Genomic DNA, 13,691 nt, shown 5'->3' with positions numbered 1-13,691 from the left:
ATAAAGGAGGAGGGGCGCAGCCCCGGGGGACATTCGCGGAGGGGAGTACCCGGTGGCCTTTGCACAAGCCCTGAACAACAGCGCCCCGAACAACAGCCCCAAGAACAAGAGCCCTGAACAAGCGCACCCCCAAGGAGACCCAAATGAAAAAATCCGTAGATTTCTATTTCGACTTCGGCAGCCCCGCCGCCTACCTGGCCGCCACCCAGCTGCCGCACGTCTGCGCCGACACCGGCGCCGAACTCGTCTGGAAACCCATGCTCCTGGGCGGCGTGTTTCAGGCGACCGGCAACCGGTCTCCGGCTGAAGTGGTGCCCAAGGCGCCGTACATGACCATCGACCTGCAGCGCTTTGCCAAACGCTACGGCGTGCCCTTTGTGCACAACCCGCACTTTCCAATCAACACGCTGCTGCTCATGCGCGGTGCCACCGGCATCCAGATGAAAGAGCCGGAGCGCTTCGGCGCCTACGTCGACGCCATTTTTCACGCCATGTGGGTCGAGCCCAAGAACATGAATGACCCGGCCGTCGTTGGCGCCGTGCTTCAAAATGCGGGGTTCGACGCCACTGCCTTGCTCGCGCTGGCCGGTTCGCAGGAGGTCAAGGATCGCCTCAAAGCCGTCACGCAAGAAGCTGTGGAGCGCGGCGTGTTCGGCGCCCCCACCATGTTCGTCGGCGACCAGATGTTCTGGGGCCAGGACCGCCTGGATTTTGTGCGAGAAGCCCTCGACGCCTGAGCGTGGCGCCACCCGTTTTTATTCAAGGACCATTCCCATGAGCGACATCCTCGTCCACACCGAAGCCGGTGTGATGACCCTGACATTCAACCGCGTCGACAAGAAAAACTCCATCACCAGCGGCATGTACGCCGAACTGGCCGATGCACTGGCCACGGCCGAGAGCGACGCGGCCGTGCGCTGCGTACTGATCCAGGGCGACCCGACCATTTTCAGCGCCGGCAACGACATCGGCGACTTCCTGAATGCCCCGCCCGCCGGCAAGGAGTCGCCGGTGTTCCGCTTTTTGCGCGGTATCGCCACCTTTCCCAAGCCCGTGGTCGCATCCGTCTGCGGCCCGGCCGTGGGCATCGGCACCACCATGTTGTTCCACTGCGACCTCGTCTACGCCGGTGACAACGCGGCTTTTTCGATGCCTTTCGTGAACCTGGGCCTGTGCCCCGAGGCGGCCTCGAGCCTACTGGTGCCGCAGATGCTGGGCTACCACCGCGCGGCCGAGGCGCTGCTGCTGGGTGAGCCCTTCATGGCCGAGGCCGCGCTCGAAGTGGGCTTGGTCAACCGCATCGTGCCGCCGACCGAAGCCAACGCCATTGCCCAGGTGCAGGCCCGCAAGCTCGCGGCCAAGCCGCTGAGCGCGCTGGTCGAGACCAAGCGCCTGCTGAAGAAGGCGCAGATGCCGGCAGTGCTCGAGCGCATGGACGAAGAGGGCGCGAGCTTCGGCCGCATGCTGCGGGAACCGGCCGCGCGCGAAGCCTTCGGCGCCTTCATGGAAAAGCGCAAGCCGGATTTTTCGAAGGTCTGAGGGCGCTCGGCCCTCTGCGCCGATTTACTTCTCGATCACGCGAGGGCGGCCGTTGTCGTCGATGGCCACGTAGGTGAACGTGGCCTGCGTCACCTTGATGTACTCGCCCTGCGCCCGAAAGCGCTCGGCGAACACCTCCACCGTCACCGTGACCGAGGTGCGCCCGATGCGTACCAGCTTCGAATAGAACGAGAGAATGTCGCCCAGCCGCACCGGCTGCTTGAAGATGAACTCGTTCACCGCCACCGTGGCCTGGCGGCCCTTGGCGTAGCGCGCCGGAATGACCGAGCCGGCCAGGTCGCACTGCGCCATGACCCAGCCGCCGAAGATGTCGCCATTGGCGTTGCAGTCCGCCGGCATGGGGATGACCTTGAGCACCAGCTCCATGTCGGTGGGCAGGCTTTTGAGGGTGGCGGCAGCGTCGGTGCTGGAAGTATCGGACATGGGCACAATCTGAGGCAGAACAAAGCAACCACGATTGTCCCTCATGCGCCGCAGCGGCGAAGCCCTACCTCCTCCCTCCCATCCCGTCGCCGGGCACCCCCCGGCGCGCAGCGATCGCTCCGACTGGGCCACGCTGCGCCGCCTTTTCCCCTACCTCTGGCAGTACAAATGGCGGGTGATCGCCGCGCTTGCCTTCATGGTGGGCGCCAAGGTGGCCAATGTGGGCGTGCCGGTGCTGCTCAAGAACCTGATCGACACGATGACGCCCAAGCCCGACATGGCGCAGGCGCTGCTGATCGTGCCCATCGGGCTTTTGCTGGCCTACGGGCTGCTGCGGTTCTCGACCGCGCTCTTCGGCGAACTGCGCGAGCTCATCTTCGCCAAGGCCACCGAAGGCACGGCCCGGCAGATTGCGCTGGAGGTGTTCGGGCACCTGCATTCGCTGAGCCTGCGCTTTCACCTGGAGCGCCAGACCGGCGGCATGACGCGCGACATCGAGCGCGGCACGCGCGGGGTGCACTCGCTCATCTCGATGTCGCTCTACAGCATCGTGCCGACCATCATCGAGCTGGTGCTGGTGCTCACCATCCTGGGCGTGAAGTTCGACTCGCTCTTTGTCTGGATCACGGCCGCGGCGTTGGTGCTGTACATCAGTTTCACGGTCACGGTGACCGAGTGGCGCACCCAGTTCCGCAAGACCATGAACGAGCTCGACTCCATGGCCCAGAGCCGCGCGGTCGATTCGCTGCTGAACTACGAAACCGTCAAATACTTCAACAACGAGGAGTTCGAGGCCAGGCGCTACGACGCCAGCCTGGACCGCTACCGCAAGGCTGCCATCAAGAGCCAGCGCACGCTGAGCATGCTCAACATCGGGCAGCAGATGATCATCGCCGTGAGCCTGGTGCTGATGCTCTGGCGCGCCACCTCGGGCGTGGTCGAAGGGCGCATGACGCTGGGCGACCTCGTGATGGTCAACGCCTTCATGATCCAGCTCTACATTCCGCTCAATTTCCTGGGCGTGATCTACCGCGAAATCAAGCAGAGCCTGACCGACCTCGACAAGATGTTCGTGCTGATGGAAAAAGAGCGCGAGGTGCGCGATGCGCCCGGCGCGCAGCCTCTGTCTTTGCTCCCTCTCCCTCCGGGAGAGGGCAGGGGTGAGGGCAGCGGCGTAGATTCCACCATCCGCTTCGAAGACGTCAGCTTTGCCTACGAGCCCGCGCGCCCCATCCTGAAGCACGTGAGCTTCGAGATTCCGGCCGGCAAGACCGTGGCCGTGGTCGGCCCCTCGGGCTCCGGCAAGTCAACCCTCGCACGCCTGCTCTACCGCTTCTACGACGTGCAGCAGGGCCGCATCACCATCGGCGGGCAGGACATCCGCGAAGTGCAGCAATCCAGCGTGCGCCGCGCCATCGGCATCGTGCCGCAGGACACGGTGCTGTTCAACGACACCGTCGAATACAACATCGCCTACGGCCGCCCCGGTGCCACGCGCGAAGAAGTGGAAAACGCCGCTCGCGCGGCGCGCATCCACGACTTCATCTCGGCCACGCCGCTGGGCTACGAAACCACGGTCGGCGAGCGCGGCCTCAAGCTCTCGGGCGGAGAGAAACAGCGCGTGGCCATTGCGCGCACGCTGCTCAAGAACCCGCCGATCGTGATCTTCGACGAGGCCACATCGGCGCTCGATTCCGCCAACGAGCGCGCCATCCAATCCGAGCTCAAGAGCGCGGCGCAGGACAAGACCACGCTGGTCATTGCGCACCGCCTGTCGACGGTGGTGGATGCACACGAAATCCTGGTGCTCGAGGCGGGCGTGATCGTCGAGCGCGGCACGCATGCCGAGTTGCTGGCCAGGCAGGGCCGCTATGCGCAGATGTGGGCTTTGCAGAAGAGCGAAGCAGCACCTCTGTTATAGGCTCGCCCCCAGGCTCCGCGCACTTCGTGTCGCTTCTCCCACCCCCTACCGGGGGCAACACCAGCGGCCCGGCAAAGCCGGTTCCGCGGTGTTCCACTGAAAGAAATTGCGAGTTCACTTTTTTTGATACCGATTAGGAGTTCAGACGTGCCGACCAAGATTCCCCTGCTGGTGCTCAACAGCCTCTCGAGTGCCCACCAGGCCCAGATTGCCGAGATCTACGACGTGACCTACGCCTTCGACCCCGCCGCGCGCGCCGCGGCCGTTGCCGAGCATGGCAAGAAGTTTCGCGCGGTGCTGACCATCGGCGTCATCGGCATCACGCCCGAAGAAATCGCGGCCATGCCGGCACTTGAACTCGTCTGCTGCATGGGCGCAGGCTACGAAGGCGTGCCGCTCGACGTGACCCGGGCGCGCGGCATCGTCACGGCCAACGGCGCGGGCACCAATGACGATTGCGTGGCCGACCACGCCTTCGGCCTGCTGATCAGCATCGTTCGCGGCTTTCGCCAGCTCGACCGGCTGTGCCGCGAGGGCGTGTGGCGCGAGGCCATTCCGCAGCCGCCGAACGTGTCGGGCAAGAAGCTCGGCATCCTCGGGCTGGGCACCATCGGCCAGAAGATCTCCAAGCGCGCGGCAGCGTTCGACATGGAAGTGGGCTATCACAACCGCAAACCGCGCGAAGGCGCAACGCAGCGCTACTTCGACGACCTGAAGTCCCTCGCCACCTGGGCCGATTTTCTGGTGCTCGCCGCGCCCGGCGGGCCGGCCACGCGCCACCTGGTGAATGCCGAGGTGCTCGATGCACTCGGGCCGCAAGGCTTCCTGGTCAGCATCGGCCGCGGCAGCGTGGTCGATACCGAGGCGCTGGCCGCGGCCCTGCGCGAGAACCGCATTGCGGGTGCGGGGCTCGATGTGTACGAAAGCGAGCCGAAGCGGCCCGAACCACTGATTGGCCTGGACAACGTGCTGCTCACGCCGCACATGGCGGGCTGGTCGCCGGAGGCGACGCAGAAGTCGGTTGACCATTTCCTTGCGAATGCCGAAGGGCACTTTGCAGGACGCGGAGTATTGACCCCGGTCTGATGCCTTGCCCCTTCCCCCGCTGGGGGAAGGTTGGGATGGGGGCGGGCAGGGTGCCCAAGGGATGCGCCGCGTGCCCCCACCCCAGCCCTCCCCCAGAGGGGGAGGGAGTCAGCCCAGAAACGGAGGGCGCCGGGCACCCCATCCGGACGCCTTCTCATACACATTCCCCAGCCGCAGCACGCCGAGATCTGCATGGATCGGCCCGGCCAGCTGCAGGCCCATCGGCAAACCACCCTCGCCGAATCCCGCGCGCACATTCAGCGTCGGCAACCCAGCCAGCGTGAACGGCGTCACGATTTCCATCCAGCGGTGGTACGTGTCGCTCGGCACGCCGGCCACTTCGGCGGGCCAGTGCAGCTCGGCATCGAAAGGAAACACCTGCGCCGTCGGCGCCAGCACGAAGTCGAAGCGCTCGAAGAGCCTGAGGAACGCGCGGTACACGTTCGAGCGATAGACCGAAGCCTGGTACAGCGACGCCGCATCCAGGTGGCGGCTCTGCTCTATTTCCCACTGCGCCTCGGGCTTGAGCTGGGCAAAGAGCTTCGGGTCGCTCAGGTATGCGCCGAGCTTGCCGCCGACCAGCAGCTGCCGCAGGCGCAGCCAGGCGCTCCAGTTGTGCTCGCGCGGCACGTCGAGCGTGCAGGGCTCGACTTCGCAGCCGATGGCGCGAAAGGTGTCGAGCGCGCGCTCGCCCAATTCGCGAATGCCCGGCGCCAGCGGCAGATCGGGCCAGATGCTGCCGAGCCAGCCCACGCGCAGGCCCTCCACGTTGTCGTCGAGCCGCAGTGCATCGGGCGCGGGCAGGGCCTGCGGCGACGACAGCGGCACGCGCGTGTCGAAGCCCGCCTGCACCGCCAGCAGCCGCGCGGTGTCTTCCACGTTGCGGGCCATCGGTCCTTCGGTGCCCAGCTGCTGGAAGAACAGCTCCTGCTCGGGATCGCCGGGCACGCGGCCGCGCGAAGGCCGCATGCCGATCACGTTGTTGAAGGCGGCCGGGTTGCGCAGCGAGCCCATCATGTCGCTGCCGTCGGCCACCGGCAGCATGCCCAGGGCCAGCGCCACCGCGGCGCCGCCGCTGCTGCCGCCGGCGCTGCGGTCGGGCGCATAGGCGTTGCGGGTAATGCCGAACACCGTGTTGTAGGTGTTCGAGCCCAGGCCGAACTCCGGCGTGTTGGTCTTGCCGATCACGATGGCGCCGGACTCCCGCATGCGCGCGACGTGAAGGCTGTCGGTGCGCGCCGGGGTGCGCGGCGAAAGCGGCGAGCCCATGGAGGTCGGCAGGCCGGCTGCGTGGCTCAAGTCCTTCACCGCCAGCGGAAAGCCGTGCATCCAGCCGCGCCGCTCGCCGCGTGCCAGTTCGGCGTCGCGCTCACCGGCTTCGGCCAACAGGGCTTCGGGTTCGCGCAGCGAAACAATGGCGTTGAAGCGCGGGTTGAGCGCCTCGATGCGCGCCAGCGACGCTTGCATCACCTCGCGGCAGGACACCTTTCGGCTCCCGATCAGGTGCGACAGTTCGGTGGCGGTCAGTTCGGGCAGGTCGGCAAAAGACATGGCGAGTGCGGGAAAAGGAGGGGGCGCCCAGTATGGCGCGGCGCTCGCATAATCGCCGCGTATGGAAACAAAGTGGCTAGAAGACTTCATCAGCCTGGCGGAAACGCGCAGCTTCAGCCGCTCGGCCCAATTGAGGCATGTCACGCAGCCGGCTTTTTCGCGCCGCATCCAAGCGCTGGAGGGCTGGGCCGGCACCGACCTGGTCGACCGGAGCTCCTACCCCACGCGCCTCACGCCCGCGGGCCAGACGCTCTACAGCCAGGCCATCGAGATGCTGCAATCGCTGCAGAGCACCCGGGCCATGCTGCGCGGCCATTCGGCGGCGGGGCAGGACGTGATCGAGATTGCGGTGCCGCACACGCTGGCCTTCACCTTCTTTCCTTCGTGGGTGACCAGCCTGCGCGAGCACTTCGGGCCCATCAAGAGCCGGCTCATCGCGCTCAACGTGCACGACGCCGTGCTGCGGCTGGTCGAAGGCAGCTGCGACCTGCTGATTGCCTATCACCACCCCTCGCAGCCGCTGCAGCTCGACGCCAACAAGTACGAAATGGTCAGCCTGGGCGAGGAAACCGTGGCGCCCTGGGTCAAGGCCGATGCCGAGGGCGCACCGCGCTTCCGCCTGCCCGGAAGGCCCGGCCAGCCGCTGCCCTACCTGGGCTACGCGCCCGGCGCCTACCTGGGGCGGGTGGTCGACCAGTTGCTGAAAGAGTCGGGTACCGCCATCCACCTCGACCGGGTCTATGAAACCGACATGGCAGAGGGCCTGAAGGTCATGGCGCTAGAAGGCCACGGCATCGCCTTTTTGCCGCAGAGCGCGGTTCGCAAGGAAATCAAGGCGCGCAAGCTGGTGAGCGCGCTGCCGCCCGAGATCGACAGCCTGGAGGCGACGATGGAAATCCGCGCCTATCGCGAGCGGCCAAGTGCCCCCATCCCCGTCAAGACCGGCGCCGGCCGTTCCGCCAAGGCCGCGGCGGGCCTGGAAAGCCTGCAGCCCAAGCGCACGGCCGATGCGCTCTGGTCATACCTGGTCGGCGCCCAGCCGCCAACCCGCCGAGATGGTTGACGCCTGGAATTTGTGCGCTGCACAATCTATAAATGCCGCGCATGAGGCTCCCCGCAAACGGCATTGGCGTTGCGGGCGGGCCGCCACTACAGTCGCGGCAGCTTTCAGATCGCTGTCACAGCAAGTCTTCCGGCACGCGCCACCCGCGTGCTTTTTTTTAGCCGAGGAACCTGTATGAGCCCCAATTTCAGGACCGAACACGACTTCCTCGGCGAAAAGCAGATTCCTGCCCTCGCCTACTGGGGCGTGCACACCGCGCGTGCGGTCGAGAACTTTGCGATCTCCGGCACCCGCGTGTCGGCCATGCCCGACCTGGTGCGCGCCCTGGCGCTGGTAAAGAAGGCCGCCACGCGCGCCAATGCCGACCTGGGCGCCATCGACCGCGACCGCGCCGCCGCCATCATCCTGGCCTGCGACGACCTCATCGAAGGCAAGCTGCTCGACGAATTCGTGGTCGACGTGATCCAGGGCGGCGCCGGCACCTCGACCAACATGAACGCCAACGAGGTGATCTGCAACCTCGCGCTTGAGAAGCTGGGCCATGAAAAAGGCCGGTACGACGTGCTGCACCCCAACGACCACGTCAACGCCTCGCAGAGCACCAACGACGTCTATCCCACGGCGGTGCGGCTGGCGCTGTGGTTTGCCATCGACAAGCTGCTCGAATCCATGGCGGCGCTGCGCAAGAGCTTCGAAGCCAAGGCGCTCGAGTTCAAGGACATCCTCAAGATCGGCCGCACCCAGCTGCAGGACGCCGTGCCCATGACGCTGGGGCAGGAGTTCCTGACCTACGCCATCATGATCGGGGAAGACGAGGCCCGGCTTGGCGAGGCGCGTGCGCTCATCGAGGAAATCAACCTCGGCGCCACGGCCATCGGCACCGGCATCAACGCGCCGCACGGCTATGCCAACCTGGCCTGCCAGTACCTGGCCGAGCAAAGCGGCGTGCCGCTGAAGCAGGCGGCCAACCTGATCGAGGCCACGCAGGACACCGGCGCCTTCGTGCAGCTTTCGGGCGTGCTCAAGCGCGTGGCCACCAAGCTCAGCAAGACCTGCAACGACTTGCGCCTGTTGTCCAGCGGGCCGCAGGCCGGCTTCGGCGAAATCCGGCTGCCGGCGCGGCAGGCCGGCTCGTCGATCATGCCGGGCAAGGTCAACCCGGTGATCCCGGAAGTCATGAACCAGGTGGCTTTCGAGGTCATCGGCAACGACATCACGGTCACCATGGCGTCGGAGGCCGGCCAGCTGCAGCTCAACGCCTTCGAGCCCATCATGGGGTGGAGCCTGTTCAAGAGCATCCGGCACCTGAGCAATGCCTGCATCACGCTGCGGCAGAACTGCGTCGAAGGCATCGAGGCGAACCGCGAGTTCCTGGCCAAGCGAGTGCGGGAATCGGTCACGCTGGTTACCGCGCTCAACCCCCTCATCGGCTACGAAAAGGCGGCGCTCATCGCCAAGACCGCGCTGGCCACCGGCGGACCAATCGACCTGGTGGCCGAATCGCTGGGCATCATGACGCGCGCCGAGATGGACGCGCTGCTCGTGCCCGAAAATCTGACCCAGCCCGTTCGCCTGTCCGCACCGGTGCCCCCGGCTGCCGAGCCCTCGGGCACAAAGGCTGCTTAGTGAAAGTCGGACAATGCCAATGGGTAGCCCTGCACCACGACGGCGCCGCGATGCGCGGCGCCGGTGCAAGCGTCATCGAGAATGCACCGGGTTGGCCCGGGTATTCCCCATGACCTGAATGTCTAAAATTTAGTTGTATCTGTATCTTCCAGTCACCTCAGGAGTTTTCCGTATGAAAAAGCAAGTATTGGCATTGGCAATCGCAGCCGTGGCTGCCGGCAGCGCGTTTGCACAGGCCAATGACACCCTGGCCAAGATCAAGGCCTCGGGCACCATCACCGAAGGCGTGCGGGAATCTTCCGGCCTTTCGTACACGCTGGGCAACGGCCAGTACACCGGTTTCCACTACGACGTCTGCGCCAACATCATTCGCGACATCCAGAAGCACCTCGGCCTGGCCAAGCTTGAAACCAAGTACCAGCCCGTGACCTCGCAAAACCGCGTGCCCCTGGTGCAAAACGGCACCGTCGACCTGGAGTGCGGCTCCACCACCAACAACGCCACGCGCCAGAAGGACGTGTCGTTTGCCGTGACCACCTACGTCGAGGAAGTGCGCATTGCTGTCAAGGCCAACTCGGGCATCAACAGCATCAAGGACCTGAACGGCAAGACCGTGGCCACCACCACCGGCACCACGTCGGTGCAAACGCTGCGCAAGAACGAGCGCGCCGGCGGCATCGACTTCAAGGAACTGTATGGCAAGGACCACTCCGACAGCTTCCTGCTGCTCGAATCGGGCCGTGCCGACGCCTTCGTGATGGACGGTTCCATCCTGGCCTCGAACATCGCCAAGTCCAAGTCGCCTGCCGAATACAAGATCGTGGGCGAAGTGCTCAGCGTCGAGCCCATCGCCATCATGATCCGCAAGGACGACGCCGCCTTCAAGAAGGTGGTGGACGACAGCATCAAGGCGCAGATCAAGAACGGCGAACTCGCCAAGCTCTGGGACAAGTGGTTCCTGAAGCCGATTCCCCCGGCAAACGTCACGGTGAACCTGCCCCTGTCCGACGCCACCAAGTCGGCTTGGGCCAACCCGAACGACAAGCCGATGGAAGAGTACGCCGCGAAGAAGTAATCGCTACGAAGGTCATCCGCGCAACGCCCGCCGCCCCCGGCGGGCGTTTGTTTTCGCAGGCAACGCAATGCTGCGGCGCGCAGGCATGGCCTCTGCAAGCTGGCAGTCTGGAAATCTGAAAGAAGGAGAGTCCCCGATGGGATCAAACTGGGATTGGCAGGTCTTCTTGCAAGACCCGGGCGGGAAGTACCCGACCTACTGGGAGTGGATGCTGTCCGCATGGGGCTGGACCGTGTCGGTGGCCCTGCTGGCGCTCATCGTCGCGCTGGTGCTGGGTTCGCTGATCGGCATCATCCGCACCTTGCCGAACAGCCCCTGGCTCGTGCGCCTGGGCAATGCCTGGGTCGAGCTGTTCCGCAACATTCCGCTCTTGGTGCAGATCTTTCTCTGGTACCACGTCATTCCGGCGCTGATTCCGGTCATGAAGGGCGTGCCCAGCTTCGTGCTGGTGGTGCTGGCGCTGGGCTTCTTTACCTCGGCGCGTATTGCCGAGCAAGTGCGCTCGGGCATCCAGGCGCTGCCCAAGGGCCAGCGCTACGCGGGCATGGCGGTGGGCTTTACCACGCCGCAGTACTACCGCTACGTGATCTTGCCCATGGCCTACCGCATCATCATTCCGCCGCTCACGAGCGAAACGATGAACATCTTCAAGAACTCGTCGGTGGCGTTTGCCGTGTCGGTGACCGAACTCACGATGTTCGCCATGCAGGCGCAGGAAGAAACCTCGCGCGGCATCGAGGTGTACCTTGCAGTGACCGGGCTCTACGTGATCTCGGCCTTTGCAATCAACCGCATCATGGCTTTCATCGAGAAGAAGACGCGCGTGCCGGGCTTCATCGTTTCGGCCAGCGCCGGCGGCGGGGGACACTGACATGATGAATCTCGACCTGTCGTTCTATAACTGGGACGTCATCAGCAACTTCGTCGTCAAGGGCTTCTACTTCAGCATCATGCTGACGATCGTGGCCACCATCGGCGGCGTGATCTTCGGCACCGTGCTGGCGCTCATGCGGCTGTCGGGCAAGAAGTGGCTCGACGCACCCGCCGCCATCTACGTCAACGGCATGCGCAGCATTCCGCTGGTGATGGTGATCCTGTGGTTCTTCCTCCTGGTGCCGGCCTCGTTCTACGCGGCCTTCGGCTCCATCGGCTCGAACTACCGCTCGGAAATCTCGGCCGTGATCACCTTCATCGCGTTCGAGGCGGCCTACTTCAGCGAGATCATGCGCGCGGGCATCCAGTCGATTCCGCGCGGCCAGGTGAATGCGGGCCAGGCGGTCGGCATGACCTACGGCCAGAACATGCGCCTGATCGTGCTGCCGCAGGCGTTCCGCAACATGCTGCCGGTGCTGCTCACGCAGACCATCATCCTGTTCCAGGACACCTCGCTGGTGTATGCCATTGGCGCGTACGACATGCTCAAGGGCTTCGAGACCGCGGGCAAGAACTTCGGCCGTCCGATCGAGGCCTACCTGCTCGCTGCCGTCGTTTACTTCATCATGTGCTATGCCTTGTCATGGCTCGTCAAGCGCCTCCACAAGAAGATTGCCATCATCCGCTGAGTGGCTGAACCGGAGAAAGAAATGTCCGAAAAAATGATTGAAATCAAGAACGTCTCCAAGTGGTATGGCCCGGTGCAGGTGCTCAACGATTGTTCGGTGAGCATCTCCAAGGGCGACGTGGTGGTGGTGTGCGGGCCCTCGGGCTCGGGCAAGTCCACCCTCATCAAGACCGTGAACGCGCTCGAGCCCTTTCAGAAGGGCGAGATCACCGTCAACGGCATTCCGCTGCACGACCCCAAGACCAACCTGCCCAAGCTGCGCTCCAAGGTCGGCATGGTGTTTCAGCACTTCGAGTTGTTCCCGCACCTGTCGGTCACCGAGAACCTCACGATCGCCCAGATCAAGGTGCTCGGCCGCAGCCCCGACGAAGCCAAGACCCGCGGTCTGAAGATGCTCGACCGCGTGGGCCTGATGGCGCACAAGGACAAGTTCCCGGGCCAGCTCTCGGGCGGCCAGCAGCAGCGCGTGGCGATTGCCCGTGCGCTCAGCATGGACCCGATCGTGATGCTGTTCGACGAACCCACTTCGGCGCTCGACCCCGAAATGGTCGGCGAAGTGCTCGACGTGATGGTGAGCCTGGCCAGGGACGGCATGACCATGATGGTGGTCACGCACGAAATGGCCTTCGCCCGCAAGGTGGCCAGCCGCGTGATCTTCATCGACGTGGGCGGCAAGATCCTGGAAGACTGCCCGAAGGACGAGTTCTTCAGCCACCCGGAGAATCGTCAGCCGCGCACGAAGGACTTCCTGAACAAAATTCTGCAGCACTGATCGATTCGCTGCAGCGGCACCAAAAAGCAAAAAGCCACGCTGTTCGCAACGTGGCTTTTTTTTATTGCCTGAGCTCTCAGGGCAACCGTGCGATGTGTTCGGTCAGCAGGTCGAAAAAGCCCTGCGCATCGCCATCGACGATCCAGTTCGCGTTGGCGGGGCGGTTCAGGCTGCCGTACCAATCGGCCGCCGTCTGGCCGAAACCCATGCCGTCGCGGCTGTCGACCTCGACGTTGACCAGCCTGCCCCTGAAGAGCGAAGGCTGCAGCAAATAGGCGATCACGGTCGCGTCATGCACCGGCCCGCCGGGCATGTCGTAGTGCCGCATTTCCTGCGGCGCATAGGCGCCCAGGATGTCGGCCACGATGGCGCCGGACCGGTTGCCGATGCCGCGAAGCCGCGCGATGCGTTCGTCGCTCGTGAGAATCTTGTGCGTCACGTCCAGCGGCAGCATGGTCGTCGGCACACCGCTTTTCAGCACGGCCTCCGCCGCATGCGGATCGGCAAATACATTGAACTCGGCGGTCGGCGTGATGTTGCCGCCGTTGAAATGCGCGCCGGCCATGAGCACCAGTTCGCGCAAGCCGCGCACGATGTCGGGGGCTTGCGCGAGCGCCAACGCAAGGTTGGTTTGCGGGCCGAGCATGGCAAGCGTCACGCTTTTCTCCGGCGCCGCGCGCAGCGTGCGAATGAGGTAGTCGACCGCGTGCCCTTCAGCCAGCGGCGTGGCCGGCTCATGAACCTCGACGCCGGTGATGCCTTCTCGGCCGTGGATGTTGGCCGCGTAGATTGGCGCGCGCTGCAGCGGGCGCTCCGCGCCGGCATACACCGGAGTGTCCGGACGCCCGGCCCATTCGCAGGCGAGGCGCGCGTTGCGCGAGGTCTTGGCCAGCGGAACATTGCCGGCCACCGTGGTCAGCGCCTGGAGCTTCAGCGCTTCAGGCGCCGCCATGGCGAACAGCAGCGCGATCACATCGTCCGCGCCGGGGTCCGTGTCGATGATCAGAGTGTGCATCGCGACATTGTCGCGGCGCCACCCTGAATCGACGACGG

13 protein-coding genes are annotated in these 13,691 nt (G+C 64.9%); 10 read left to right on the top strand and 3 right to left on the bottom strand.

Annotated elements, in window-relative coordinates; translation table 11 throughout:
* Positions 1 to 143: 143 nt before the first annotated feature.
* Together V9L20_RS16935 and V9L20_RS16930 are read left to right on the top strand one after the other, a co-directional pair.
* A complete protein-coding gene (locus V9L20_RS16935) occupies positions 144 to 737 on the top strand; it encodes a 2-hydroxychromene-2-carboxylate isomerase (RefSeq protein WP_258503935.1) in 594 nt (197 codons plus the stop codon).
* Between the two features lie 37 nt (positions 738 to 774).
* Positions 775 to 1,539: an enoyl-CoA hydratase gene (locus V9L20_RS16930; RefSeq protein ID WP_337297486.1), complete on the top strand. Its 765-nt coding sequence runs from the start codon at positions 775 to 777 to the stop codon at positions 1,537 to 1,539.
* 24 nt (positions 1,540 to 1,563) lie between these two features.
* On the opposite strand, the gene V9L20_RS16925 is transcribed toward V9L20_RS16930, so the two are convergent.
* On the bottom strand, positions 1,564 to 1,983 hold the full coding sequence (locus V9L20_RS16925; protein ID WP_337297485.1) for an acyl-CoA thioesterase: 420 nt from the start codon (positions 1,981 to 1,983) through the stop codon (positions 1,564 to 1,566).
* A gap of 43 nt (positions 1,984 to 2,026) precedes the next feature.
* Here V9L20_RS16925 and V9L20_RS16920 point away from each other — a divergent pair, with 43 nt between their 5' ends.
* Both V9L20_RS16920 and V9L20_RS16915 read left to right on the top strand, forming a co-directional pair.
* On the top strand, positions 2,027 to 3,904 hold the full coding sequence (locus V9L20_RS16920; RefSeq protein ID WP_337297493.1) for an ABCB family ABC transporter ATP-binding protein/permease: 1,878 nt from the start codon (positions 2,027 to 2,029) through the stop codon (positions 3,902 to 3,904).
* A 147-nt stretch (positions 3,905 to 4,051) separates the two neighbouring features.
* On the top strand, positions 4,052 to 4,990 hold the full coding sequence (locus V9L20_RS16915) for a 2-hydroxyacid dehydrogenase (RefSeq protein WP_337297484.1): 939 nt from the start codon (positions 4,052 to 4,054) through the stop codon (positions 4,988 to 4,990).
* A 108-nt stretch (positions 4,991 to 5,098) separates the two neighbouring features.
* Here V9L20_RS16915 and V9L20_RS16910 read toward each other — a convergent pair whose 3' ends face one another.
* The gene (locus V9L20_RS16910; protein ID WP_337297483.1) at positions 5,099 to 6,541 is read right to left on the bottom strand and encodes an amidase; all 1,443 of its coding nucleotides are present in this window, start codon (positions 6,539 to 6,541) and stop codon (positions 5,099 to 5,101) included.
* A 61-nt stretch (positions 6,542 to 6,602) separates the two neighbouring features.
* On the opposite strand from V9L20_RS16910, the gene V9L20_RS16905 reads away from it, so the two are divergent.
* The 6 genes from V9L20_RS16905 to V9L20_RS16880 all read left to right on the top strand — a co-directional run bounded on the left by V9L20_RS16905 (position 6,603) and on the right by V9L20_RS16880 (position 12,638).
* Positions 6,603 to 7,604 carry a LysR substrate-binding domain-containing protein gene (locus V9L20_RS16905; protein WP_337297482.1) on the top strand — a complete coding sequence of 334 codons (1,002 nt, stop codon included), beginning with the start codon at positions 6,603 to 6,605 and terminating at the stop codon, positions 7,602 to 7,604.
* A gap of 174 nt (positions 7,605 to 7,778) precedes the next feature.
* Positions 7,779 to 9,230: an aspartate ammonia-lyase gene (locus V9L20_RS16900; protein ID WP_258503940.1), complete on the top strand. Its 1,452-nt coding sequence runs from the start codon at positions 7,779 to 7,781 to the stop codon at positions 9,228 to 9,230.
* 172 nt (positions 9,231 to 9,402) lie between these two features.
* The gene (locus V9L20_RS16895; protein ID WP_258503941.1) at positions 9,403 to 10,305 is read left to right on the top strand and encodes an amino acid ABC transporter substrate-binding protein; all 903 of its coding nucleotides are present in this window, start codon (positions 9,403 to 9,405) and stop codon (positions 10,303 to 10,305) included.
* Positions 10,306 to 10,441: 136 nt separating this feature from the next.
* On the top strand, positions 10,442 to 11,176 hold the full coding sequence (locus tag V9L20_RS16890) for an amino acid ABC transporter permease (protein WP_337297481.1): 735 nt from the start codon (positions 10,442 to 10,444) through the stop codon (positions 11,174 to 11,176).
* 1 nt (position 11,177) lies between these two features.
* Positions 11,178 to 11,867 (top strand): amino acid ABC transporter permease, encoded by a 690-nt coding sequence (locus V9L20_RS16885; RefSeq protein ID WP_337297480.1) that lies wholly within the window; start codon positions 11,178 to 11,180, stop codon positions 11,865 to 11,867.
* Between the two features lie 33 nt (positions 11,868 to 11,900).
* On the top strand, positions 11,901 to 12,638 hold the full coding sequence (locus V9L20_RS16880; protein ID WP_157616571.1) for an amino acid ABC transporter ATP-binding protein: 738 nt from the start codon (positions 11,901 to 11,903) through the stop codon (positions 12,636 to 12,638).
* A gap of 76 nt (positions 12,639 to 12,714) precedes the next feature.
* Here the strand turns inward: V9L20_RS16880 and V9L20_RS16875 are convergent, their stop codons facing one another.
* Positions 12,715 to 13,653, bottom strand: a complete 939-nt coding sequence (locus V9L20_RS16875) for a nucleoside hydrolase (RefSeq protein ID WP_337297479.1) — start codon at positions 13,651 to 13,653, stop codon at positions 12,715 to 12,717.
* Between the last annotated feature and the right edge of the window lie 38 nt (positions 13,654 to 13,691).

The sequence above is a fragment of the Variovorax sp. CCNWLW225 genome, assembly GCF_037204045.1.
In the GTDB taxonomy this organism is placed as follows: Bacteria; Pseudomonadota; Gammaproteobacteria; order Burkholderiales; family Burkholderiaceae_C; genus Variovorax.
This window is presented reverse-complemented; position numbering and strand designations above follow the sequence as displayed.